Below are 25,861 nucleotides of genomic sequence, written 5' to 3' on the forward strand. Positions count from 1 at the left end.
AAAAGCGGAGTGATTACTCCGCTGCCGTCTTCTGGCCGAAACGCTTCTCGATATAGTCGATGACGAGCGCCTCGAAATCCGAGGCGATATTTGGGCCGCGCAGCGTCAGGGCCTTCTTGCCGTCGATGAAGACGGGGGCAGCCGGCGTCTCGCCGGTGCCGGGAAGCGAAATGCCGATATCGGCATGTTTGCTTTCGCCCGGTCCATTGACGATACAGCCCATCACGGCGACATTGAGTGCTTCTACACCCGGATATTTCTCACGCCAGATCGGCATGTTCTTGCGGATGTCGCTCTGGATGTTCTGCGCGAGCTCCTGGAATACCGTCGAGGTCGTGCGTCCACAGCCGGGACAGGCCGCGACGACAGGCACAAACTGGCGGAAACCCATGACCTGCAGCAGTTCTTGCGCCACCTGCACCTCGCGGGTGCGGTCACCATTCGGCTCCGGCGTCAGCGAAATGCGGATCGTATCGCCGATGCCGTTCTGCAGCACATAGCCCATGGCAGCCGAAGAGGCGACGATGCCCTTGGTGCCCATGCCGGCTTCGGTCAAGCCGAGATGCAGCGCATGGTTGGAGCGTTCGGCGAGCATGGAATTGACGGCGATCAGATCCTGAACCTGGCTGACCTTGGCCGACAGGATGATGCGGTTGCGCGGCAGGCCGATCTCTTCGGCAAGCTGGGCAGACAGCAGCGCCGACTGCACGATCGCCTCGTGCGTCACCTGCCGGGCCGAAAGCGGCGATCCTTCGGCCTGGTTCTTGTCCATCAGCTGCGTCAGCAGTTCCTGGTCCAGCGAACCCCAGTTGACCCCGATGCGCACCGGTTTGTTATAGCGGATCGCCATCTCGATGATTTCGGCGAACTGCTTGTCCTTCTTGTCCTTGAAGCCGACATTGCCGGGATTGATGCGATACTTCGCCAGCGCTTCGGCGCAGGCCGGATGATCGGCAAGCAGCTTGTGGCCGATATAGTGGAAGTCGCCGATCAGTGGCACATCCATGCCGAGGCGCAGCAGCCGCTCGCGGATCTTCGGCACGGCGGCAGCGCTTTCGTCGCGGTCGACGGTGATGCGCACCAGCTCCGAACCGGCGCGATGGAGTGCGGCCACCTGCGCAACCGTGGAATCCACATCCGCCGTATCGGTGTTGGTCATGGATTGCACGACGACCGGCGCACCGCCGCCGACGATGACACCGCCGACATCGACGGCAACGGAAGCGCGGCGCGGTTTCGGATCGAAATCAAAAGCAGACATAAAGAGCTCTTACACCCGGAAAACAGAGCCTTTCAGGTGGATCAAGCCCGCGAGCTTGTCAACCGCCCCGTATATCACTTTTGTTTGGAGGCGGCTCAGTGGCCGCCGCCCGAGACCCCGTCGGCATATTGCGCGAGCCTGGAGAATGCGAGAACCACGAGCAGCAGCACCGGCAGCGCCATAAAGACGGCCGCAAAACCCACATGCTCGGCCACGAAGCCGATCACCGAAGGCGCCACCAGCATGCCGGAATAGCCCAGGGTCGTGACGACGGAGATGCCGATACCGGGCTTCAGGCCGGGGATGTTGCCCGCCGCCGAAAACGCGATCGGCACCATGTTCGAAATACCAATACCGCAAAGTGCGAAGCCGATGATGGCGATTTCGGCATTCGGCGCAAGGCTAGCAAGCAGCATGCCGACGATGGCAAAGAGCGTGCAGATGCGCAGCGTCTTAACCCCGCCGAGACGATCGCGGACGAGATCGCCGGCAAAGCGCATGGTCGCCATGGCCGCCGAGAAGGCCGCAAAGCCGAGGCCGGAGAGGGCAACCGACGCACCCATTTCCTGCCTGAGATAAAGCGCACCCCAGTCGAGGACAGCACCTTCCGGCACCATACAGAACAGCGCCATAACGCCGAGCAGCCACGGCAGCGGCACCATCGGCAGCTTCGTCTTCTCCTTCTTGGTATCGGGATGCGGCGGATCGGCCAGAACCATCGGCCAGGCGACGGCAAGGAAGATAGCGGCCAGCACGGTCGCCAGTTCCGCGTGGCCGAGAATGCCGAGCCTGGAGATCACCAGGCCGCCAAGGCCGGAGCCTATCAGACCGCCAAGGCTCCAGAACGCATGGCAGGATGACATGATCGCGCGGCGCATGGATTTTTCCACCGCCACGGCATTGGCGTTCATTGCCACGTCCATCGCGCCCATGAAACCGCCGAACAGAAAGAGCGAGATCGCCCCTGTGATGACGTTGGGAGACAGCGTCAGCGCCAGAAGCATTGGCAGCAAACAGACGGCAAGCACCCGCACGACAACGCGTGAACCATGCTTGGCGATCTGCGCGCCGGCGATTGGCATCATCACCAGCGAGCCGAAACCGAAGACGAGAATCATCAGCCCAAGCTCGAACTTGGTGAGTCCCAGCCGCTCGGCAAAGTCGGGAATCTTCGGCGCCCAGCAGCCGACGACGAAACCATTCATGAGAAAGAGCAGCGAGACCGCCGCTCTGCTCCTGGTAATGAAGCCGCTCCGTACCCACGGCGCTGCACTCACATTATTATCCATTTCCTTGTCTTTCCTCTTGATCGGGCTTGCCTGCCCGATCCCTGTAAAAGGCGGAACGGTCTCAAGCCGTCTTATCCGCAATGATCGTCCGGCACCCGCGTGCACGGTATTGTTCGAGCATGGCGGCATCCGCATCGTGCTCGACGATAAGGCATTCGCAATGCGCGACCGGCAGAACGCTGTGTGGCGCAGCCGTACCGAATTTTTCCGATGTCGCAGCGACCATGACCCGCTTGCTCCTGGATGTGGCGAACCTCTTGAACTCCGCATCCTCGAAGCCGAATGTCGTCAAACCCGCCTCGATATCGACGCCGCAGGCGCCCAGGATGCAAAGGTCGGGCGCTAGCTGCTCCATGTCCCGCAAGGCTTTTGCGCCAAGCGATCCGCCGGTCTGGCGGTCGACCAGACCACCGATCAGGATCACGTTTACACCGGGCTTCTCGATCAGGGCCGCGGCAATCGCCGGCGCATTTGTGGCAGCGGTCAACGGAAGATCGGCCGGCAGAGCATTGGCAATCGCCAGATTGGTGCTGCCGGCATCGAAGAATACCGTCGTACCTGCGACGATTTCCTCTGCCGCGGCGCGGGCCAGCGCCTGTTTCCGGTCGGCAGCAAAGCTCATGCGCTGGGTCAGACTTCCGTGCGCCGGCGAAATCGGCAACGCTCCGCCATATACCCTCTCACAGAGCCCTGCCGCCGCCATCTCGCGCAGATCGCGCCGCACCGTATCCTCCGAGACGCCGAATTCGAGTGCCAGTTCTGCAGCCAGCACGCGGCCATGCGTCTTCAGTCGCTCGGAAATGACAGTCTGGCGTTCCCGCAACAGGAAATCTTGCATGTTTATACCGGATCAACCCTTCAAAATCTGAAATCATGCATAAACACTGATAACCGTGCACGCAACATGCACGATCACACGTTTTCTGACGCTCTGAAACAAAGCTCCACGAACAGGGCGAAATCTCGCATATTGACCGTGTCCGGGGGCAGGACTATCGATCAGGCATTCCCGATTCCCGCCGGCATAGCCCGCCTCTGGTACATCCCCGTGAAAAACTCCGTCAGCCTGGGCATCCTGCTCACGACCGCCGCCTATATGGCGTTCACTTTCCATGATGCGATCGTCAAGGTTTTGACGGCGAGCATTCCCGTTTGGCAGATCCTGTTCTTCCGCAGCCTCACCATCCTTCTCGGCTGCCTCGCCTATGGCCGCAGCAAACTTGTGCATCAGGCGATCACCTCGCCGATCATCAAGCCGATGATTGCCCGCAGCATCCTTCTGCTCTGTGCATGGCTTTCATACTACACGGCCGCAAGTCATCTGCAGCTCGCCGAGGTCACGACGCTCTATTACGCAGCGCCTGTCGTCGGCACCTTGCTCGCCTGGTTCATCCTGAAGGAAGAGGTCACCCCCGCCCGTTGGCTAGCGGTCGGTGTCGGCTTCGTCGGTGTGCTCATCGCCAGCAATCCCGTCGGGCTCACGATCTCCTGGCCGGTCTATCTGGCGCTGCAGGCAGCCGTGCTCTGGGCTTCCGCCATGGTATTGCTGCGCAAAACCTCGCTGCATGAGAAGACTATCATCCAGCTTGCGGTCTCCAACGTCTTCTTCCTCATAATGACCGGTATTGCCGTGATCTACACCTGGCAGACCCCAACTCTCACGCAACTCGCCCTGCTCATCGGCACCGGTGTCGTCGCCGGCTGCGCCCAGTTCGCCCTCTTTGAAGGCATGCGTCAGGCTCCAGTGTCGGTGCTCGCGCCCTTCGAATATACATCGCTCGTCTGGGCCTTCATCCTCGGCTATCTGATTTGGGCTGATGTACCCACGCAGAATGTCGTCGTTGGTGCGGTGATGATTCTTGGCGCGGGCTTGATCATCATCGTCAGCGAAAAATTGCGTCGTCGCGCCGTGGCCTGATACCGGTTTCAGCCAGATTCGTGGTCAGAGTGGCAGCTTGAGAAAAATATTCGCAGTTGCCGCTTTTATTTGCAGTTTTCTACGCTTTCGATACCGCAATTTTCTGCGATGTATCGACCATCCGAACACAATCTTCCCAAGGATGGATAGAACAATGAACTGGTTGAAAACCGTCGCCGCCGCCGCCCTCATTCAGGCTGCAGCCCTGCTGCCCGCCCATGCCGGCGAAAACCTCAACGCCATCAAGTCTGCCGGCGTCTTCAAGATCGGCACGGAAGGCACCTATGCGCCCTTCACCTATCATGACGAAAGCGGCAAGCTCGTCGGCTTCGACGTCGAGATCGGCGAAGCGGTGGCCGCCAAGCTCGGCGTCAAGGCGGAGTTCATCGAAGGCAAATGGGACGGCCTGATCGCCGGCCTCGACGCCAAGCGTTATGACACCGTCATCAACCAGGTCGGTATCACCGACGCACGCAAGCAGAAGTACGACTTCTCCGAACCCTATATCGCGTCGAAGGCCGTACTGATCGTTCGCGACGGCGACGACAGCATCAAGACCTTCGCCGATCTCAAGGGCAAGAAGTCCGCCCAGTCGCTGACCAGCAACTTCGGCAAGATCGCCACGGAAGCGGGCGCCGAACTCGTCGGCACCGACGGCTTCGATCAGTCGATCCAGCTCGTCCTGACGAAGCGCGCCGACGCAACGATCAACGACAGCCTCTCCTTCCTGGACTTCAAGAAGCACAAGCCGGACGCTCCAGTGAAGATCGTGGCCCAGCAGGAAAATGCCGACTATTCCGGCATCATCATCCGCAAGGGCGAGCCGGAACTGCTCGAAGCGATCAACAAGGCGCTCGCCGATATCAAGGCTGATGGCACCTACAAGAAGATCGCCGACAAGTATTTCGGCCAGGACGTTTCGAAGTAAGTCCTGACACCGGCGGTTTCGCGCTGCCGCCATATCATTTATAGCTGCATGAGAAAGCGTCCGGCGAACACTCGCCGGACGCGTCTTTTCTTGAGGACACGCCCTTGCCGCACTGGCTCCAACTGATGGCGGAATCGCTTCCCTCGCTCCTCTGGGCGGGGCTGATCTTTACCATCCCCTTGACCTTGCTTTCCTTCGCCTTCGGCCTGATCCTGGGACTGATCACCGCCATCGCCCGTCTTTTCGGACCCGCGCCTGTTGCAGCCATTGCCCGTTTCTATGTCTGGGTCATCCGCGGCACGCCGCTGCTCGTCCAGCTCTTCGTGATCTTCTACGGCCTGCCGAGCATCGGCATCCTGCTCGACGCCTTCCCGGCAGCGCTCATCGGCTTCACGCTGAATATCGGCGCCTATAGCTCCGAAATCATCCGTGCCGTCATCTCCTCTGTGCCCAAGGGCCAATGGGAAGCGGCCTATTCCATCGGCATGAGCTGGCGCCAGGCCATGAGCCGCACCATCCTGCCACAAGCCGCCCGCGTCGCAGTACCGCCGCTGTCGAATACCTTCATTTCACTGGTCAAGGATACCTCGCTCGCAGCAGCCATCACAGTACCCGAGCTCTTCCAGGCCGCGCAGCGCATCGTCGCGACCACCTACGAACCGCTGATCCTTTATATCGAGGCGGCGCTGATCTATCTCGCCTTGAGCTCCGTACTCTCGACGCTGCAGCAGCGGCTGGAGCGTCGCTTCGCCCGTTATGGCGGAATGCTGGAGGCAAATGCATGATCGAGCTTTCCAATATCGAAAAGCGCTTCGGCGACGCCGTCATCTTGAAGGATATCAGCATCCGCATCCCGGAAGGCAGCGTTACCGCCCTCGTCGGCCCCTCCGGCGGCGGCAAGAGCACCCTGCTCCGCTGCATCAATCTCCTGGAGATTCCGACTGTAGGCACCATCCGCCTCGGCGAAGAAACGCTCTCTTTCACGCCCGGCAAGCGTGTCGGCTGGCAGGCAATTCAGAAGATCCGTCGTCAGACCGGCATGGTGTTCCAGAACTTTCAGCTCTTTCCGCATCAGACGGCGATCGAAAACGTCATGGAAGGTCTGGTCACAGTGCTGAAATGGCCAAGGGAAAAGGCGCGCGAACGCGCCATGGAGCTGCTGACCAAGGTCGGCATGGCGCACAAGACCGATGCCTGGCCCTCGACGCTCTCCGGCGGCCAGCAGCAGCGCGTGGCGATCGCCCGCGCTCTTGCGCCTTCGCCGCGCGTATTGCTCTGCGACGAGCCGACGTCTGCGCTTGATCCGGAACTGTCAGCGGAAGTGGTGGATGTGCTGGGTCAGCTTGCCAGGGAAGGCACGACCATGGTCATGGCGACCCATGATCTTCGCCTCGCCTCCAAGATTGCCAATGACGTGGTTTTTCTGGAGGCCGGCAGCGTGGTGGAAACCGGCAGCGCCAGAGCGATCTTCAATACGCCGGAGAAGGAGCGCACCAAGCGCTTCATCTCTACCATCAACGCCGCTCATACCTACGATATTTGAGGCGATGCCGGGATGCGAAATCCCGGCATACGGAAATCCCGATCAGGCGGCAGTGACGACGGCACGTGCTGCCTTCAGCGCATTTCCCCACCAGGTCAGCTGATCGAGCAGGTTCTTGGCAGCTTCGTTCAGATGCGCGTAATCGCCGAGGCTCTTGCCTTCCTTCAGAACGGCAAGATATTCGCTGAACGCGATGTGTACCCCCGTCCTGACAGAAGCTGCACTCATTTCGACGAAGACCAGACGAAGCTGCTCGACGGCGCGTGCGCCACCGACGCCGCCGTAACCGACGAAGCCGACCGGCTTATGGATGAATTCGCCGAGATCGATCGCGTTTTTCAGAACAGCCGTCGGAGCATGGTTATATTCGGCGACCGTGAAGATGAAGCCGTCGAATTCGCGCAGCTTCTTCTTCCAGCGCTCGGCGGTTTCGCTTTCCGCCGTGGTGGCGCGCGCTTCGCCGAAGAAATGCATCGGGTAGTCGAGAAGATCGAGAACCTCGACTTCGAGATCGGAACGCTGGTCGACGAGCTCGGCGATCCACTTGGCCGGATGTTCAGCGAAACGGCCAATACGCGTGCTGCCAACGATGACGGCAATCTTCAACTTGCTCATGAGATGATCCCTGATTGATCTTGGGGGCGGTGATGGGAGCTCAAGTCTATGAGAAAGCCTCCTCGCCCGGCAAGGCGAGAAGGCTGCTAACTCATAGAAAAATCAGCTTTTTAACGACACGATCGTACACAATCGGGTGATGCCGGAAACGATCGTCCGTCGTCTTCTTAACCGGCATAGACGACGAGCAGATCCTTGGCGTCGATCTGGTCGCCGGCCTTGACCAGGACTTCCGAAATCGTGCCGTCCTTTTCCGCATGCAGCGCCGTTTCCATCTTCATCGCCTCGATGGAGACGAGTACGTCACCGGCACTGACGACCTGGCCAGGCGCAATGAAGACACGCGAGATGACGCCTGGCATCGGCGCCCCGACATGGACGGCATTGCCGGCTTCCGCCTTGCGGCGGGCCGCAGCCCCCGAAGCGCCGTGCGCCCGATCCGGCACCTTGATGCGGCGCGGTTGGCCATTGAGTTCGAAGAAGACGGTGACCATGCCCTGGCTATCGGTACCGCTCATCGCCTGGTTCACGATGACCAGCGTCTTGCCCTTTTCGATATCGGCAAACAGCTCTTCGCCATCCTTGAGGCCGTAGAAATAGGAGGGCGTCGGCAGCACCGAGACCGGACCATAAGTGTCCGCAGCCAATGCGAAATCGGTGAAGACCTTCGGATACATCAGGTAGGAGGCAAACTCGAAGTCGCTGACCTCACGCTCCAGCTTGGTCTCGATCGCCTTGCGCTCCGCGTCGAGGTCGGCATCGTCAAGCAACGAGCCAGGGCGCACCGTATAGGGCTGATCGCCTTTCAGCGCCTTCTTCTGCAGCGCCTCCGGCCATCCTGATGGGGGCTGGCCGAGATCGCCCTTCAGCATCGAGACCACCGATTCAGGGAAGGAAACCTCCCTATCCGGGCTAACGACGTCGGCAACTGTCAGGTCTTGGCTCACCATCATCAGCGCCATATCGCCAACGACCTTGGACGACGGCGTCACCTTGACGATATCGCCGAACATCTGGTTGGCGTCGGCATAGGCCTGCGCCACCTGGTGCCAGCGGGTCTCGAGCCCTAGCGAACGGGCCTGTTCCTTGAGGTTAGTGAACTGGCCGCCCGGCATTTCGTGCAGGTAGACTTCCGAAGCAGGTCCCTTGAGGTCACTCTCGAAGGCCGCATATTGATTGCGAACCGCTTCCCAATAGAAAGAGATGCGGCGGATCCATTCCGGATCGAGGCCCGGATCGCGCTCGGAGCCACGCAGCGCTTCGACGATGGAGCCTAGGCAGGGCTGCGAGGTATTACCTGACAGTGCATCCATCGCTGCATCGACGGCATCGACGCCTGCATCCACGGCAGCAAGAACCGTGGCCGCGGCAATGCCCGACGTATCATGCGTGTGGAAGTGGATCGGCAGGCTGGTTGCCTCGCGCAGCGCCTTGAACAGCACCTTGGCCGCGGCCGGCTTCAGGAGGCCCGCCATGTCCTTCAGCGCGATGATATGCGCGCCGGCCTTTTCGAGCTCGACGGCAAGATCCGTATAATATTTCAGGTCATACTTCGGTCGCGCCGAATTGAGGATATCGCCCGTATAGCAGATCGCTGCCTCGCAGAGCTTGTTCTCCTCGACCACAGCATCCATCGACACGCGCATATTCTCCACCCAGTTCAGGCAGTCGAAGACGCGGAAAAGGTCGATACCGCCCTTGGCGGCCTGTCGGACGAAGTATTTGACGACATTGTCGGGGTAGTTCTTGTAGCCGACGCCGTTCGCGCCGCGCAGCAGCATCTGCAGCAGCAGGTTGGGAGCTCCCTCGCGGATCAGCCCCAGACGCTCCCATGGATCCTCGGTCAGAAAGCGCATGGAGACGTCGAAAGTCGCACCACCCCAACATTCCAGCGACAAGAGATTCGGCAGCGCATGCGCATAGGTGCCGGCGATCTTGGCAATGTCATAGGTGCGCATGCGGGTGGCGAGCAGTGACTGGTGACCGTCGCGCATCGTCGTATCGGTCAGCAGCACCTGCTTCTGCTCGCGCATCCACTCGCCGAATTTCTTCGGACCGAGCTGGTGGAGAAGCTGCTTCGTACCATCGGGGATCTTGCCGCCGTCTGCGTAGGGTACGACCGGCTTGGCGGCATCCTGCGATGGCCGTGGCCGATCCTTCGCCTCGGGATGCCCGTTGACGGTGACATCGGCGAGATAGGTCAAAAGCTTGGTGGCACGGTCCTGGCGCTTGACCTGCTGGAAGAGCTCAGGCGTGGTGTCGATGAAACGGGTCGTATAGGTGTTATCTCTGAACTTCGGATGCGTAATGATCGCTTCCAGGAAGGTCAGGTTGGTGGCAACACCGCGAATACGGAATTCGCGCAGTGCGCGGTCCATGCGCGAAATCGCCTCCAGCGGGTTCGGCGCCCAAGCCGTCACCTTCACCAGCAACGGGTCGTAGTAGCGGGTAATAATCGCGCCGGTATAGGACGTGCCGCCGTCGAGGCGGATGCCGAAGCCCGATGCCGAACGATAGGCAGTGATGCGGCCATAGTCCGGAATGAAATTGTGCTCCGGATCTTCCGTCGTGATGCGGCACTGCAGCGCATGGCCGTTGAGGCGGATATCCGCCTGCTTCGGCACGCCGGATTCCTCAGTGCCGATCGCGAAACCGTCGAGGATGTGGATCTGCGCCTTGACGATATCGATGCCGGTCACGACTTCGGTGACCGTATGCTCGACCTGGATGCGCGGATTGACTTCGATGAAGTAGAATTTGCCGGTATCGGCATCCATCAGATACTCGACGGTGCCGGCGCCGACGTAGTTCGTCGCCTGCGCGATCTTCAGCGAATAGGCGGCAAGTTCCTGACGCTGCGCTTCCGACAGATATGGGGCGGGCGCGCGCTCGACGACCTTCTGGTTACGGCGCTGGATGGAGCAGTCGCGCTCGAAGAGATGCACGACATTGCCGTGCGTATCGCCGAGGATCTGGCTTTCGACGTGGCGGGCGCGCTCGACGAGTTTTTCGAGATAGACTTCGTCCTTGCCGAAAGCAGCCATCGCCTCGCGCTTGGCCTCGGTTACCTCGCGAGCGAGATCTGCTTTGGAGCGGATGACGCGCATGCCGCGACCGCCGCCGCCCCAGGACGCCTTCAGCATCACGGGATAGCCGATCGCGGCAGCCATCTTGGCAACTTCCGCCATATCGTCAGGCAGCGGCTCAGTCGCCGGAACGACCGGAACGCCGACGGAAATGGCGAGATTGCGCGCTGCCACCTTGTTGCCGAGCTGACGCATAGTATCGGCCCTCGGGCCGATGAAGGTGATGCCTGCAGCATTGCAGGCATCGACGAATTCGGGGCTTTCCGAAAGCAGACCGTAGCCCGGATGAATGGCGTCGGCGCCGGAAAGCTTGGCGACACGGATCACTTCGTCGATCGAAAGATAGCTTTCGATCGGGCCGAGATCACGGGCGAGATGCGGGCCGCGGCCGACTTGATAGCTCTCGTCGGCCTTGAAGCGGTGCAGCGCCAGCTTGTCTTCCTCAGCCCATATCGCGACCGTTTTTATTCCGAGCTCATTGGCCGCGCGGAAGACGCGGATGGCGATTTCGGAACGGTTGGCGACAAGGATCTTCGATATGGGCAATGTACTCTCCTCAAAGCACGAAAAACGGGCCATGCTGCACCCGCGAAGAGAATTCTTAACGTGCTGTTACAGAAAGTTCAATTTCCCTCGTCTCGACGAAATAGAATTTCTCTGGATCTCAGGTAATCAAACCATACCGGAAAGCAAGCGCCACCGCCTGCTGCCGGTTCTTGGCCTTCAGCTTATCCTGCAGACCGTTCATGTACCAGTCGACCGTATGATTGGAGATCTTCAGATGCTTGCTGATTTCCATCGACGTCATACCCTCGGCGAGATAATGCAGGATTTCCATTTCGCGCCGGGTCAGCTGTGTGTCGGTTATCGGCACCGTTTCCAGCGTCGCAGCTTCGCCCTGCAGATCGAGCAGCCGCCAGAAGGTTTTGCGGGCGATCGCCTCGAAAAGCGAGATTTCAGCCGGTGAAAGCTCAACGGGCTTACCGCCGAGGCTGAGGCTGCCCAAGATGCCGTTTCGTCCATAGATCGGGAAGACATAGCCGTCTTCCAGCCCATGGCCGAAGGCATCGACCATCATCTGCTCCATGCGGCGCTGATGCGGGTCGGCCCTAAAAGCGGCCATGCTGTCGCGCCAGCGGAAGGGCCGCTGCGCATGTGCAAGATACCGCACGGTCGGATCGACGAGCACATATTTTTTCACTGCATAGACGTGTGACCATCTGTCCGGCCACCGGCTGGCCATAGTCACACTCCATGGGTTGTCTCCCTGCTTGGGGTGGCGAAGCAGACCATAGAAATCGAATCCGCTCGCGCGGATCACCTTGTCGAGTTCTTCGATCGCGCTTTCGCTGTCGGAATGTTCCTCTAGAATCACAAGTAATTGAATTAAAGAATGAATTTGCACAAAATGCCCCTTGCCCGGACCAACGAGGCCGCCGGAGCAGGCCTGATAACCCGCCGCTGAACGGTCTTTATTAAAAAATTGCAGTTCACAAACTGGATGGTGCGCTAGACGCTCCAGGGAATGCAAGCGCAAATTGTCGCGATGTATGCCTAAGCAACAATTTCGAAACTATGGTCACTTATCGCACTGAGCGATCGCACCGTACGCGCGAATTTCGAAGCCGGATTCCAAACCTGAATATCCCGTTAATCGTCGGTTCAGGTAGATCTTTGTAGCATCGCACCATCCCGTTTTTTCGCAGATGCAAAAGAGGTCCCGACGTGTCGTTATTCAAGGTCTATGCAAGGGCTCTGCGCTATCTTGGCGCCTACAAGCTCCGCGTATCCCTCGTCGTTATCGCGAATATCGTATTGGCGGCCATCACCATCGCCGAGCCGATACTATTCGGCCGTATCATCGATGCGATTTCCGGCAAGGGCGAGGTCAAGCCGATCCTCATGATGTGGGCGGCGTTTGCCGTCTTCAACACCATAGCGTTCGTCCTCGTGGCACGCGAAGCCGACAGGTTGGCCCATGGCCGCCGCGCGACGCTTCTGACCGAGGCATTCGGCCGCATCATCTCCATGCCGCTTTCCTGGCACCACCAGCGGGGCACATCCAACGCGCTGCACACGCTGCTGCGCGCTTGCGAAACCCTGTTCGGCCTGTGGCTGGAGTTCATGCGCAACCATCTTTCGACGGTCATTGCGCTTGGTCTGCTCATTCCGACCGCAATGTCCATGGATCTGCGCCTCTCCGCAGTCCTGATCGTGCTCGGTATCGCCTATTGGATCATCGGCCGTGTGGTCATGAGCCGCACCAAGGACGGCCAGGCTTCGGTCGAAAACCACTATCATACCGTCTTCGGCCATGTCAGCGATTCCATCAGCAACGTCTCGGTTCTCCATAGCTATAACCGCATCGATGCCGAGACGCGTGCGCTGAAGTCCTTCGCCGATCGCCTGCTGCAGGCGCAGTATCCGGTACTCGACTGGTGGGCGCTTGCGAGCGCGCTGAACCGCATGGCCTCGACGATCGCCATGATGGTCGTGCTCGTCATCGGCACCGTGCTCGTCCAGAACGGCGAACTGCGCGTCGGCGACGTTATCGCCTTCATTGGCTTCGCCAACCTGCTGATTGCCCGCCTTGACCTGATGCGTCAGTTCGCCACGCAGATTTTCGAAGCCCGTTCGAAGCTGGAAGACTTCTACAATCTGGAAGATTCCGTCCGCGAACGCGAAGAGCCGGCCGGCAACGGCGAGATCAAGGACGTCAAGGGTGATGTCGAGTTCAACGACGTCTCCTTCGGCTTCGCCAACAGCTCGCAGGGCCTGCACAACGTCTCCTTCAAGGTGAAGGCCGGCCAGACGGTTGCGATCGTCGGCCCGACCGGCGCTGGCAAGACGACGCTCGTCAACCTGCTCCAACGCGTCTATGACCCGCAGGGCGGCCAGATCCTCGTCGACGGCCACGATATCAGCAAGGTCACGCGCAAGTCGCTGCGCCGCTATATCGCCACCGTCTTCCAGGACGCGGGCCTGTTGAACCGCTCGATCAGCGACAATATCCGCCTCGGCCGCGAGAACGCTTCGGAAGAGGATATGCGCCGCGCCGCCGAAGCGGCTGCCGCTGCCGACTTCATCGAGAACCGCGACGAGCAGTACGACACCCATGTCGGCGAGCGCGGCAACAAGCTCTCCGGCGGTGAACGCCAGCGTATCGCGATCGCCCGAGCCATTCTTAAGGATGCGCCGATCCTGGTGCTGGACGAGGCGACCTCCGCTCTCGACGTCGAGACGGAAGCCCGCGTCAAGGCGGCGATCGACAACCTGCGCCAGAACCGCACCACCTTCATCATCGCCCACCGTCTCTCGACGGTCCGCGAGGCGGATATGGTGCTGTTCCTGGATAACGGCCGCATCGTCGAGCACGGCAGCTTCGATGAGCTCAGCCACTCGAACGGCCGCTTCGCCGCTCTGCTCCGCGCCAGCGGCATCCTGACGGACGACGAAGTCCGCAAGGCCCATACGACCGAAGCTGCCTGATCGGCTTCGCAAGGACACGACAAAAGGCCGGAAGGGCATCGCTCTTCCGGCCTTTTTGTTGCGCGGGATTCCCTGTGAATCGCTGTGGGCAGACCCGCTTGTTCTCATCATCGGTAAGGATTGATCCGTAGAGTCTCTTAGCCGCTTCTGCATAGACGAGGTCAGGTGCAAGTATCCATTCGCCCTGTTTGAGCGACATGACATCAAGTCTGCCGCGGCCATCTCTGGCGGCAACGCCGACAAACCGATAGCAGCCACCGTTCCGGTCGATGACCACGGCAGAAATCGGTTTGCCGCGAAGATGACCGACCACAGGGCCGTCTGCCTTCGCGGCATCAAGCAGGAAATATTCGTGAGGAATGTTGCGACTAACCATCAGGCGCGACCCTCGCTCCGGATGGCCAGGCCGACAGCCGTCTTTGTCCCTGTCTTCATCGCTGCGTCCGGGCGATTGGCCTCAGCCGGAACCGGCTTGCGGCAGAACTGTTTCGTCTTCTTGATCTCGACAATGAATGGCTTTCGCTGCGACCTCATAACCTGTCCTTTCCGCTTGAAATGCGTGTCACGCAAAGATGCATTCGACTTGTCCAAGCGGTCCGAAATCAGCCGCCAGATGCTGGCCGGGCCAAACCTGAAGAATGGTGGTGCACGATCCCGTCGCAACGATATTGTTGGCCTGAAGCTGCCTGCCGTTCGCCGAAAGTTGGTTTGCCAGCCAGACGACGGCATTGAGCGGATTGCCCATGACCGATGCGGATGTCCCCGAAAAGACCGTCTGCTTGAACAGGAAGGTTGTAATATCGATGCTGGCAAGATCGGCTGATGTCAGCGCCCCGGTATGATCACCGCACAGGGTTGCGACATGCAGGCCGAAGTCGGCGATCGCTGCGTAATCTCCCGTAAAGACCCGCCGCGTGCGCCGGCCGAGAATGCCGACGGCCGGGCGGCAATCGAGCACGGCTTCAGCAGCACTGTCGAGGTTGATCGGTTCTCCGATATCCGGATAAGACCGCAGCATCCTGAAAACCAGCTCACCCTGGACACCGATGGTGCCTTGCGGCAGCCGGAATTCCTTCGTGCCGGCAAACAGTGCGGAGGCAGGAATTTCGGAATAGATCGGCTTTGCAAGACCGAGAGTGTGGCGCGATTCCTCGCTCGTACCGACGAGCGCATAGCCCTTACGCTCGAAACCCAGCGCATCCTGCGCAATCGCCTGAATGTCATAGGCCTCACGTTTGGAGGAGATCAGGTCAAGCGGAAGATCGCAGAGTTCGTTATGCCGACGGCTCCTGGCGAGGATATCGGCTGTGGCGTCCTTGAGTTCGAAGTACATCTTCGTGCTCCCTATCATTGGCATTGCCTCAGGAAGCCAAAATGGAGCGAGGCGCGTAGCCGTTCCATTCGTGATGAACAGCTAAAAAATCAAAATCTCATAGTGATCCCGGAGGTCCCGCTTGCGGCTGCGCATTCCACCTGGAACAACTGCGTCAAGGCGTAACCACCCAACGCTCGGCGAAAAAGCCGGCGGCCTCTTCGACCGCCGGCTCCGTATTCCTTAAGGAAGCCTGCCTATTTGCGCTTGCCCTGGCTATAGGCGTCCACTCCACGGCTGATGCGGACGGGCACCGGAATAGCGCCGCCGCTGGCAAGAGGCCGAGTGTTTTCCTGTTCGCGCTTGTATTCGAGATGATAGGCATAGGCGAACTGGGCGGCGATGCCGACAAGCACAAAGATCGGACCGATGATCTGGTCACGGTTGGTAATGTAGAGCAGCACCTGCCCGACCATCGCCAGGATGGTGCCGGCGACAAAGATATTGAGCGAGTGCCGGCCGAGGATCGTCAGCGGATGATCGGCCGGGCGGCGGAAAGCCTGGGACACCGTCGGAATATTGATCACCAGATAGGCGAGCGCCAGCACATGCAGGAGGCGCGGCAGCGACAGGAATGTCTTGTCGAAGCCGGTCAGCACGGCAGGCAGGCCAAGTGCTGCAAGATAGTTTCCGATATCCCAAAGACGCGCCGTCACCCAGATGAAGGAGAGCACGACATAGCCGAGTGCCAGCGCGAAAAGCAGCGGATGGTGGGGAAGCGTGCCGCCGCGCTTGACATGCATCATCGACACGATGCCGATCGTGAACAGGAACTGCCAGGAGAAGGGATTGAGGAACCAGTCTCCCTCGAAAAGCATGTTCTGCGGCGCGATCTGGTAAATGCCCGCAAGCAGCCAGACGGTGCCGGAAACGGCAAGCGCCAGCAACGCGCTCTTCTCGTTCAGCAGCAGGATCAACGGCACCATCAGCATCAGTGCGCCATACATCGGCAGGATATTGTTGTAGCCGATCTGATGGCCGAGCAAGAGCAGTGCGGGAATGCCCTCCTTCAGGTTCATCAGCACCGCCAGAATGTTGATTTCGACCAACAGGCCCGGCCGGTGGAACAGCCAGGCGCCGCAGATGAAGAGCGCGAGCGTTACGAAGGTGGTAATCATATGGGCGAGGTAAAGTGTGAAGGCGCGCCTTGCCGCCTTGATCGCCATTTCCAGCCGCTTACCCGCTTTGAAGCGCGAGCCATAGGCAAGACCGACTGCAATGCCCGAGATCAGCACGAAGGCTTCGGCGGCATCGGAAAAGCCGAAATTCTTGGTCGTGATATATTCGAAGATTTGCCCCGGAACGTGATTGATGAAGATCGTGATGAGCGCGAGACCACGAATCACATCGAGCCTCGTATCACGCTTGGACGCCGCCACTGATATGGAACTTCGTTGGGCGCCAATGGCTTTGGTCGGCATACCTGCCATGGTGTCTCTCCTGTTATCCGTTTTGCAAACGCTACGCCGGCCAAAAGGGTTCCCCCTTTGGCCGTGCGAATCGTCGGAAAATCAGCTTGGAGATTGCTGTTATCCGACCGGATATCCCTCGTGGGGATTGGCGACTTCGCTGCCGTTTATCGACAGAGTGTAGCCTTCAGCATTGGACGCTTTTGAGACCGAAATGCGGTATTTGCTTCCGTCGCGTTCGATCTCTGCCGCAAACCCGTCCCAATTGGAAGGGAGCGACGGGTTCACAAAAAGTTGTCCACCCTTTAGCCGGATACCGAGGATACCTTCCACCGCCGCGCGGTAGAGCCAGCCGGCCGAGCCGGTGTACCAGGTCCAGCCACCGCGCCCGACATAGGGGGCATGGCCATAGACATCGGCCGCCACGACATAGGGCTCGACGCGATACCGTTCGGCCGCCGCCTTGTCCAGCGAATGGGTGATCGGATTGAGGATCTGGAAGCAGCGCAGGGCATCGTCACCCCGCTTCAATTCCGCCAGCGCCATGACCACCCAGGTCGAGGCGTGTGTGTACTGGCCACCATTCTCGCGAACGCCCGGCGGATAAGCCTTGATATAGCCCGGATCCTTCAGCGACCTTTCAAAAGGCGGTGTGAAGAGGCCGATGATCCGTGCATCTTCGTCAACCAGCCGGTCGAGCACCGCATCCATCGCCTTGATGGCCCGCTTCGGATCACCTTCACCTGAGAGCACGCTCCAGGACTGTGCAATCGAATCGATCTGGCATTCCAGGCTCTCCTTCGAGCCGAGCGGCGTGCCGTCATCGAAAGTGCCACGGCGGTAATAATCGCCGTCCCAGGCAGCGCTTTCGAGCGCCTTCTTGAGTTCGATGAGATGAGCCTTCCAGCGCTTCGCACGGGCCTTGTCGCCCCGGTCTTCGGCATACGGTATGAAAGAGCGCAGTGTGCCGGCAAGGAACCAGCCGAGCCAGACACTCGTGCCACTGCCGTCGATGCCGACGCGATTCATCCCGTCGTTCCAGTCGCCACCGAGGAAGAGCGGCAGGCCGTTCGTTCCCTTGCGAGCAATGGCGAGATCGAGCGCGAGGGCTGCATGTTCGTAGATGCTTACCGTATCCTCGGATATTTCCGGCTTGAAGAAGGAGTCGTGCTGACCCTCCAGCAGCGCCGGACCTTCGAGGAAGGCAAGCTGCTCATCGAGCACGCTCTTGTCACCGCTGACACTGCAATAATGATCGATCGCATAGGCGAGCCACACGACATCGTCGGAAATCATGGTGCGTACGCCGGCTCCCGTCCCCGGCAGCCACCAGTGCTGTACGTCCCCCTCGCGGAACTGGCGCGAGGCCGCATTGATGATCTGGCCTCGCGCAAGCGCAGGCTCCTGCAGCACGAAGGCGAGTGTATCCTGCAACTGGTCGCGGAAGCCGAAGGCGCCGCTCGCCTGGTAGAAGGCCGTCCGGGCCATGATGCGGCAGCCGAGGCTCTGATAGGGCAGCCAGGTATTGACGAGGTTGTTCATGCCTTGATCCGGCGTCGAGATCTGCAGCTTGCCGGTAAACTCCTGCCAAAAGCCCCGGTTCGCCTGCACCGCTTCATCGAACGAGGCCTTTCTGATATCGGCAAGCAGGGTGCGCGCCTCCTCTTCGGTGGACGCATCACCCAGGAAGAAAGTGACGTCGCGCGCTTCGTCAGCGCCGAGCTCGATATCGATCGCAAGGATCGCCGCTGGATCGCCTTCAAGGTCCGTGGAGCCGGAAAGAGCAGCGGCTGTGGTCACGGCGACAGGCGCCTCAATCGTCCCGCTCTTGCCGATGAACTCGCGACGGCTTGCCGAGAAACTCGAAACCGTCTCGCTTGCGGCGAGGAAGGCGGTGCGACCCGAATAGTCGATGCTGTAGGGGTTCGTCGCAAACAGCGCGCCTGTCTCTTCGTCACGTTTCGACAGGATGAAAGAGGCGGTCTTCTGCGGATTATTCCCAAGGACCCATTCCACATAGGCGTAGAGCCTGAGCTTGCGGCTTGCCGAACCGGTGTTACGCAGACGCAGGCGCTGCAGCTTCACCGGCTTCTCGCGATGCACGGTCTGCGTCACTTCCAGCGCGATCTCGTGCTGCGTGCTGGAGAAAGTAGAGTAACCGAGACCGTGGCGCGCTTCGAAGCGAATGTCGTTGCGACGGGAAAGCCCTGCAAACGGCGTCATGACCGCGCCACTTTCGAGGTCCGCTATGTAGAGGGCTTCGCCGGAACGGTTGATGACTGCATCGTTCGACCAGCAGGTGAGCTGGTAATCACGCGAATTGACGCTCCAGGTGAAACCGGCACCTTCCGCCGATACATGGAAGCCGAACCGGTCATTCGAGATGACATTGATCCAAGGCTGCGGCGTCGCCTGTCCGCCCGGCAGGCGCACGACATATTCACGGCCGTCGCGGGCAAAGCCACCGATGCCATTCCAGAAGTCGAGATCGCCTTCCTCCTCAATGGCAATAGTCTTGATAGCCGGGGCAGGTAGAGGCGGTATGCGCTTGACCGGCATCTCCGTGTCCTCTGGCTCCTCCTTGACAGGGGTAAACAGCAGGCGGGCGCGGTTGATCTGATCAACCACCTTACCGTTCTTCGCATGCAGCGTTACGCGCGAGGCGCCGAGCAGTGCCTGATAGGTGCCCTCTTCCATTAGATCCTTACGGACTGCGAAGATGTGCTGGCGCAGACCATCGGCCTGGCCCATGCGGCGCACGCCCTCGCACATGGCGTCGAGCGCGTGCTGCATATCCTGTGCATAGGAAGAGGCCCGTTCGTTCATGATGACGAGATCGGCGGTCACCCCGCGTGAACGCAGATATTCCTGCGCCAGCAGCGCTTCGCGGGCGATTTCTAGATCCATCTCGTCATCGATGCGCAGCGTGAAGATCGGGAAATCGCCCGAAATCGCCAGCGGCCAGAGCGCCGACTGCGACTGCATGCCGGCCCGGACGGCGCCATATTCGCCGCGAAGCTGCATGTCGGGATAGACAAGATAGCGGCCGAGATACTGGAACGCTGCCGCCTGCTGCGAACTGACACCGACATGGCGCATCTGCACCTGTGTACGCGTCCAGGCCTGGATGAGTTCGTGGTTGAAGGCATCCGGATGGCGGTAGCGATCGATGGCCTTATCCACCTCGGCACGGCTAGGTGCTGCAATCGTCCAGAAGATCACGCTGACCTTCTTGCCAGCCGGCACGCGCACAGTCCGGCGCAACGACAGGACAGGATCCAGCGTGAAACCGTCGGTGCCGGAAAGGCTGGCACCCGGATCGAAAGCAGCGGCATTCGAAAGGCTGCGGCCACGACCGATGAACGTCCTCCGCTCCGTTTCGAATTCCGTATGTCGCGTATCCCCGGCGTTGTCGACAATCAGATGCGCGATACTCATATTCGCTTCGTTCGGATCGCGCTTGTTGCGCTCGGCACGGATGACATCGCCGCGCGTGTCGATCTCCGTTTTGACGAACATGCGGGCGAAAGCCGGATGCGCGTTGTCCGTGTCGTCGGATGTGATGACCGGTTCGAGATAGGACGTCACTTCAATGAAGCGATCCTCCACACCCATGTTGAACAGCGTCAGGCGGCGGGCTTCCGCATCATGCTCGGTGGCAACGATACATTCGACCTCGCTCGTAAGCTCGCCAAGAACCTTGCTGAACACGGCCTTCTCGTCAGCAAACTCCACTCGGACTGTTTCGCCCTCCACGCTCTTCGGCTCTGATGTTGCCGACCACCATTCATTGGTCACCGTATCGCGCAGGAAGATGAAATTGCCCCAGCGGTCTTCGGTCGGATCTGGCTTCCAGCGGGAGACGGATAGACCGTTCCAGCGGGCATAACCCGCGCCCGTTGCAGTCAGCATCAGGGAATAATGGCCGTTCGACAGGAAGACGAGCTCTCGTTCGCGCGATGCCGGATCGGCGATTTTACGGATGACGGGCCGCATCAACTCGTCCTGGATGCTGGCGGGCGTATCGGATTCATCCTTGCCGCTCATGACCGGGATGTCGCGCGGCGCTTTTTCCTGCAGCAGCAGTTCGGCCGCTTCGATGACCGGATCGGAGTGGAAGAGTTCACGCAGATGGCCGTTGAAGGCAACGTTGGCGACAGCGGCGATCGACATGCCATGGTGGTGGGCATAGTAATTATAGACGACTGCACATTTCCTGCCTTCAGGAACGCGTGTCGGCGTGAAGTCGACGGCGTCGTGAAAGCCGAACTTGCCGAGAGCGCCGAGCTTGCGAAGCCTCTGCAGGTTTTCGAGCGATGCTTCCGGGTCATATTGGCTGGCGAGCAGCGAGGCATAGGGCGCGATGACGGCATTGTGGCCGAGACCGCGCTTCAGGCCGAGCGTAGGCACGCCGAAGTTCGTGTACTGATAGTTGAGGTTATGGTCGCGGGCATTGAAGGCCGCTTCCGAGATGCCCCAGGGCGTACCGAGCTTACGGGCATGGTTCATCTGTTCGACAATGACGAGATTGTTGGTCTGGTTGAGGATGCCTCCGCCGCGCTCCTGCATGACGAGCGGCGGCATCAGATATTCGAACATCGAGCCGGACCAGGAGACCAGTGCACCACGAGAGCCGACCGGCACGACCTGGCGTCCAAGCTTGTACCAATGCTCCGTCGGCAAATCGCCCTTGGCGATACCGAAGAGCGAGGTAAGACGGCATTCCGAGGCCAGAAGGTCGTAGCAGGCCGCATCGAGCTCGCCGCTTTCCACGCGATACCCGATCGACAGCAGGCGACGCTCCGGACGGTATAGGAAGCCGAAATCCATCGAAAAGGCGAGATCGCGGGCCTTGTCGCGGAGCGCGATCAGGCGGGGGCGCAACGCATCGATATTGGAAAGGTCGAAGGTACTATCGGAGATGTGTGCCTCGCAGACCTTGACCAGCGAGGCCGCCCACAACGTGACCTCTTCCGTCTGCTTCGACTTCACCTCGTGATGCAAGTTGCCGGCAAGGTTCTGGATGTCGCGCGCCAGAACGGCAAGGTTGATGACACGGATCGAGGCAAATTCGTGCTCGCGCTTGACGGCGGCAAGCGCATTCTGGAAGCCGGCAATTCGCTCTTCCAGACGGCGGCGCAGCGGCCGCACGGTCTTGCGGTCGTCAGGCAGGTCAGCCAGCACTTCATCAAGAATGCCGGCCGTGTCACCGACACCGTCGAGATTGCCCTGGACATGTGCCGAGGGTGCTTCCGCCCAGTCACGGCAGGCCGAGGAAATGGCAATCAGGTGACCAGCGAGATTGCCGCTGTCGACCGCCGATACGTAGCGAGGTCCCAGCGTCTGCAGCGTATCGGTGTGATACCAGTTGAAGAGATGGCCGCGGAACTTTTCCATGCGGTCGACCGTGGCGATCGTCTGCTCCAGGCGCTCGATCGTCTCCTCGAAGGAGAACCAGCCGAAATGGCGACCGGAAATGACGGACAGGAGATAGACGCCAATATTTGTGGGCGAAGTGCGCGTCGCCACGATGACATGGGGCGTTTCCTGCACGTTGTCGGGCGGCAGATAGTTCTGCTCCGCCGTCGTGAAGGTCTCGAAGTAGCGCCAGGTGCGGCGCGCGATCTTGCGCAGCTCGCTGGAGACTGCATCCGGCACGTCGAGCCGGTCTTCCGTCTCGGCCGACTGGCTCACATACCAGGCGACGACGGGCGAGCAGATCCAAAGGAGCGCAAAGGGAATGCCAACGAGGAATGAGTTATTTCCCGACAATGCGGCGAAAGCGACCGACAGAATCGCCAGAACCGGAGCATGCCACATCGCTCTATAGTAGGAGAGGATGGTACCCTGCCTGCCTGCCCCGACGCTGGCCGCAGTGCGCCACTGCAAGAGCAGCTTGCGGCTGACGAAGAGACGGTGGAGCGATCGGCCGATAGCATCCACCATCATGCAGACGGTGTCGGCAATGAAGATGATGCGCAGCGCCACCTGGGCATCGGCAGCCGCAATATCCGACCAGACAGTATAAAGATGGGCGCTGGCGACAATATCGCTGCTGCGCGGGATGATGCCATTGATGAGCGAAAGGGTTGGCGCCACGAATAGGCAGAAAATCAACAGGATCTGCCAGATCAGCGCCCCAAATGGCTCCATCAGATACCAGCCGAGCACGGAAGCGACGAACCAGGTGATCGGTGTCAGCGACCGGCGCAGATTGTCGAACATCTTCCAGCGCCCGAGCGCGGTGACGCCGTGTTTCGGACTGAACATATAGGGCAGAAGCTGCCAATCGCCGCGCACCCAGCGATGCTGGCGCGAGGTTTCGACCTCGTAGCGTACCGGAAAGTCCTCGACGAGTTCGAGATCCGTGACGAGTGCGCAACGTGCCATCGAACCTTCGAGAAGGTCATGGCTGAGCACCGAATTCTCCTCGATACGCCCCTTCAGTGAAGCCTCGAAGGCATCGACATGATAGAGGCCCTTGCCGGTGAATGTGCCTTCGCCGGCAAGATCCTGATAGACATCCGAAACCGTGAAAACATAGGGATCGAGACCGCGATTGATCGAAAAGACGCGTTGAAAGACTGACGCATCCTTGCCCGTCGTCAGCGACGGTGTGACGCGCGGCTGCAGAATGCCGTAGCCGCTTTCGACACGCCCGCTTTCCGGGTTAATGACCGGGCGGTTGATCGGATGATGGAGCTTGCCGACGAGTTTCGTGACGGTATCGCGCATCAGGCGCGTATCGGCATCGAGCGTCATGACATATTCTATATCGGCCGGCACGGTGTTGGCGCCTGGCAGATAGGTCGTATCGCGGTCGCCGCGCAGCAGCAGGTTCAACTCGTGCAGCTTGCCGCGCTTGCGCTCCCAGCCCATCCACACACCTTCAGATGGATTGTAGAGGCGGCGGCGATGCAGCAGATAGAAGCGCGTCTTGCCGTCATGGGCATAGCGGGCTGAGAGATTAGCGACCTCCCGGCGTGCATATTCCAACACTTCGAGATCGGCGGAAGTTTCCTCAACCTCGCTATCCGGCCAGTCGCTCAGCAACGCGAAATAGATCTCGCCGCGTGGATTGGCGAGATAATGGACCTCGAGATTGCGCACCATCTCATCGACGCTATCGCGATCAGAAATCAAGCACGGCACGACGAGGAGCGTGCGCGCATCCTCCGGAATGCCTTGTTTGAACTCATAACCGACAAGCCGCGCCGGCGTGACGAAGAAAGAGAGAACAGTGTTGAAAAGCCCGCTCGCACCTTCCGAGGCCGGCAATGCGAACAGGATGAGCAGCAGGGCGATTTCAACCGACCCCATGCCGGCATTGGCCATAAACCCGCCGACGATCCCCATGGCGATGATCGTGATCAGCGCGACCGGAATGGCGATGGCCATCCAATTGAATTTGCGCACCGCGCGAATGACGTGCTGCGCCAGCGTCGGGCGGTAGTCTGCGCGCGCTTCGAATTTTAGGCGTTGAGCGCCCGCAATGAAGCCGCCAATGTCAGGCTCATGCGGCAGCGGCTCATCGGAAAGCCTGGCCTCGGACACCATATCGACAGCAAGCTGGGCGATTTGCACCTCGCTCAGCGGCGAGCGCCTGGCAAGCCTTTCGATCTGCCGGCGATAGCTGTTGCGCGAACCGGAGTCGAGAGCACCGTAGCCGGACTGATCCCAGAGCAACCTGTCGACGTGGCTGACCTGCTCGACCCAAACCGACCACTCCGCATCGTTGATCTCGCGCAGGCTGCGGATGATGTTGCCCATCGTGACATTGCCGGCGGAGAGGCGGCTATGCTCCGCCATCATCGCCTCCTCGCTGTCGCGCCCAAGCTTTTCCAAACGCTCGTCGAGCCAGGAGATCGCCAGGCTCGACGTCTGCGAACCATCACGCATGCGGTAGAGGAATTGGGTCGAGAAAGTGTTATCCTCGGCAAGCTCTTCCAGCGTCTTCAGATAGGCGGCAGCCTTTGCGGTATCAGCGAGACGCACCAATTCGTTGGCGGCCTCGTTGGCGCGACGGCGCAGGCGGCGGCTTCGCTCGACGCGGCTCGAAATACGACGGAGGTTTTCGACCAGCACGTAGCGCACCAGCGACGGCAACGCCCAGAGCTCACCGATCTTGAGGGTTTCGTGCTGCTGGAAGCCGTCGACCAGCGCTGTCAGGCTTTCCTGTGAGATGGTGCCGTGAGTATGGGCGACATAAAGCCAGGCCAGTACGAGCGTGCGGGGGATCTCGACGCCGCCGACTTTCATGAGCGGCAGTTCTTGATAGAACCGGCGCGGGAAGTCGCGGCGGACTTCCTGAATTGCTTCCTCGACGATGTAGTGATTGTCCAGCAGCCATTCGGCGGCCGGCGTGATCGCCTCCCCGGCCTCGGCGTCGGTCGCAGTTGTGCGGTAGACGCGCAGGATTTCCTTCTCGTTTTCCTTGTGGCGCGCAAAGAAATCGAACGCTGCGAAGGCCGGCAACTCGCTCACGGTGCCGCAGGCTACGCTTTCGCCCATGGCCCTGATGTCCTCGTTGGACAGATAAGTCGAGCGGATCGAATCACTGTGGTCGATCTGCTTGTTCTCAGGCTCGTACGACAGGCTCGGAGACGGACTTGAAATGGCCATGGGTTCGGTTCTGGATCCAAACGACGTTATGATTTCGGCTAGGTTCTGCATTGCTTACGATGACTCTTGCATGAACGCGCCGGTCATCTTCGAAGTCGGGAAAGCAAGATAAACGGACGGTCGGAGCGCTTTGGAGTAACGAACCGACCGGCTTCGGACGTAACTTTGCGACGGTCATGGCCGACTTATGCCCTCCCTGCGAAGCCACCCGGGAAAGTTGGACATTCTTGCGATAATTCAAGTCAAAGGACCCTGTTTCTCCGCTGCCCTTCCGCCGGCGTGAAAAAGGCGCATGGACGATATCCATGCGCCTGCACGGCGTTCACGGC

Annotated in this window: 15 protein-coding genes; 5 read left to right on the forward strand and 10 right to left on the reverse strand. The window is 60.0% G+C overall.

The window, feature by feature from the left end; all coding sequences use genetic code 11:
* Nucleotides 1–13: 13 nt before the first annotated feature.
* From ispG to AB4Z13_RS09190, 3 genes are all read right to left on the reverse strand, one after another.
* A complete protein-coding gene (gene ispG, locus AB4Z13_RS09180; protein ID WP_439016861.1) occupies nt 14–1,261 on the reverse strand; it encodes a flavodoxin-dependent (E)-4-hydroxy-3-methylbut-2-enyl-diphosphate synthase in 1,248 nt (415 codons plus the stop codon).
* A 95-nt stretch (nt 1,262–1,356) separates the two neighbouring features.
* The gene (locus AB4Z13_RS09185; RefSeq protein WP_439016862.1) at nt 1,357–2,550 is read right to left on the reverse strand and encodes an MFS transporter; all 1,194 of its coding nucleotides are present in this window, start codon (nt 2,548–2,550) and stop codon (nt 1,357–1,359) included.
* Nucleotides 2,551–2,611: 61 nt separating this feature from the next.
* The gene (locus AB4Z13_RS09190; protein ID WP_439016863.1) at nt 2,612–3,388 is read right to left on the reverse strand and encodes a DeoR/GlpR family DNA-binding transcription regulator; all 777 of its coding nucleotides are present in this window, start codon (nt 3,386–3,388) and stop codon (nt 2,612–2,614) included.
* 210 nt (nt 3,389–3,598) lie between these two features.
* Between AB4Z13_RS09190 and AB4Z13_RS09195 the strand changes: the two genes are divergently transcribed.
* From AB4Z13_RS09195 to AB4Z13_RS09210, 4 genes are all read left to right on the forward strand, one after another.
* A complete protein-coding gene (locus tag AB4Z13_RS09195) occupies nt 3,599–4,468 on the forward strand; it encodes a DMT family transporter (protein ID WP_310385396.1) in 870 nt (289 codons plus the stop codon).
* 154 nt (nt 4,469–4,622) lie between these two features.
* Nucleotides 4,623–5,396 carry an amino acid ABC transporter substrate-binding protein gene (locus tag AB4Z13_RS09200; RefSeq protein ID WP_439016864.1) on the forward strand — a complete coding sequence of 258 codons (774 nt, stop codon included), beginning with the start codon at nt 4,623–4,625 and terminating at the stop codon, nt 5,394–5,396.
* A gap of 104 nt (nt 5,397–5,500) precedes the next feature.
* Nucleotides 5,501–6,181 (forward strand): amino acid ABC transporter permease, encoded by a 681-nt coding sequence (locus AB4Z13_RS09205; protein ID WP_113183626.1) that lies wholly within the window; start codon nt 5,501–5,503, stop codon nt 6,179–6,181.
* Complete coding sequence (locus AB4Z13_RS09210; RefSeq protein WP_113183627.1) at nt 6,178–6,939, forward strand: amino acid ABC transporter ATP-binding protein; 762 nt, start codon at nt 6,178–6,180, stop codon at nt 6,937–6,939. The genes AB4Z13_RS09205 and AB4Z13_RS09210 overlap by 4 nt, the downstream gene beginning before the upstream one ends.
* Before the next feature lie 42 nt (nt 6,940–6,981).
* On the opposite strand, the gene AB4Z13_RS09215 is transcribed toward AB4Z13_RS09210, so the two are convergent.
* From AB4Z13_RS09215 to AB4Z13_RS09225, 3 genes are all read right to left on the reverse strand, one after another.
* Nucleotides 6,982–7,554 (reverse strand): NAD(P)H-dependent oxidoreductase, encoded by a 573-nt coding sequence (locus AB4Z13_RS09215; RefSeq protein ID WP_113319850.1) that lies wholly within the window; start codon nt 7,552–7,554, stop codon nt 6,982–6,984.
* A 167-nt stretch (nt 7,555–7,721) separates the two neighbouring features.
* Entirely contained in the window at nt 7,722–11,186 is a 3,465-nt protein-coding gene (gene pyc / locus AB4Z13_RS09220; protein ID WP_439016865.1) for a pyruvate carboxylase, read from the reverse strand.
* A gap of 118 nt (nt 11,187–11,304) precedes the next feature.
* Nucleotides 11,305–12,045: a LuxR family transcriptional regulator gene (locus tag AB4Z13_RS09225; RefSeq protein WP_113319852.1), complete on the reverse strand. Its 741-nt coding sequence runs from the start codon at nt 12,043–12,045 to the stop codon at nt 11,305–11,307.
* Between the two features lie 320 nt (nt 12,046–12,365).
* Between AB4Z13_RS09225 and AB4Z13_RS09230 the strand changes: the two genes are divergently transcribed.
* Entirely contained in the window at nt 12,366–14,129 is a 1,764-nt protein-coding gene (locus tag AB4Z13_RS09230) for a glucan ABC transporter ATP-binding protein/ permease (RefSeq protein ID WP_113319853.1), read from the forward strand.
* Nucleotides 14,130–14,504: 375 nt separating this feature from the next.
* Here AB4Z13_RS09230 and AB4Z13_RS09235 read toward each other — a convergent pair whose 3' ends face one another.
* The 4 genes from AB4Z13_RS09235 to AB4Z13_RS09250 all read right to left on the reverse strand — a co-directional run bounded on the left by AB4Z13_RS09235 (nt 14,505) and on the right by AB4Z13_RS09250 (nt 25,532).
* Nucleotides 14,505–14,663: a hypothetical protein gene (locus AB4Z13_RS09235; RefSeq protein WP_310385411.1), complete on the reverse strand. Its 159-nt coding sequence runs from the start codon at nt 14,661–14,663 to the stop codon at nt 14,505–14,507.
* A 28-nt stretch (nt 14,664–14,691) separates the two neighbouring features.
* Nucleotides 14,692–15,462 carry a 2-keto-4-pentenoate hydratase gene (locus tag AB4Z13_RS09240; protein ID WP_439016866.1) on the reverse strand — a complete coding sequence of 257 codons (771 nt, stop codon included), beginning with the start codon at nt 15,460–15,462 and terminating at the stop codon, nt 14,692–14,694.
* A gap of 236 nt (nt 15,463–15,698) precedes the next feature.
* Nucleotides 15,699–16,931 (reverse strand): OpgC family protein, encoded by a 1,233-nt coding sequence (locus AB4Z13_RS09245; RefSeq protein ID WP_439016867.1) that lies wholly within the window; start codon nt 16,929–16,931, stop codon nt 15,699–15,701.
* A 99-nt stretch (nt 16,932–17,030) separates the two neighbouring features.
* A complete protein-coding gene (locus AB4Z13_RS09250; RefSeq protein ID WP_442205965.1) occupies nt 17,031–25,532 on the reverse strand; it encodes a GH36-type glycosyl hydrolase domain-containing protein in 8,502 nt (2,833 codons plus the stop codon).
* Between the last annotated feature and the right edge of the window lie 329 nt (nt 25,533–25,861).

The organism is Rhizobium sp. YAF28, from assembly GCF_052113285.1.
Lineage (GTDB): Bacteria > Pseudomonadota > Alphaproteobacteria > Rhizobiales > Rhizobiaceae > Rhizobium.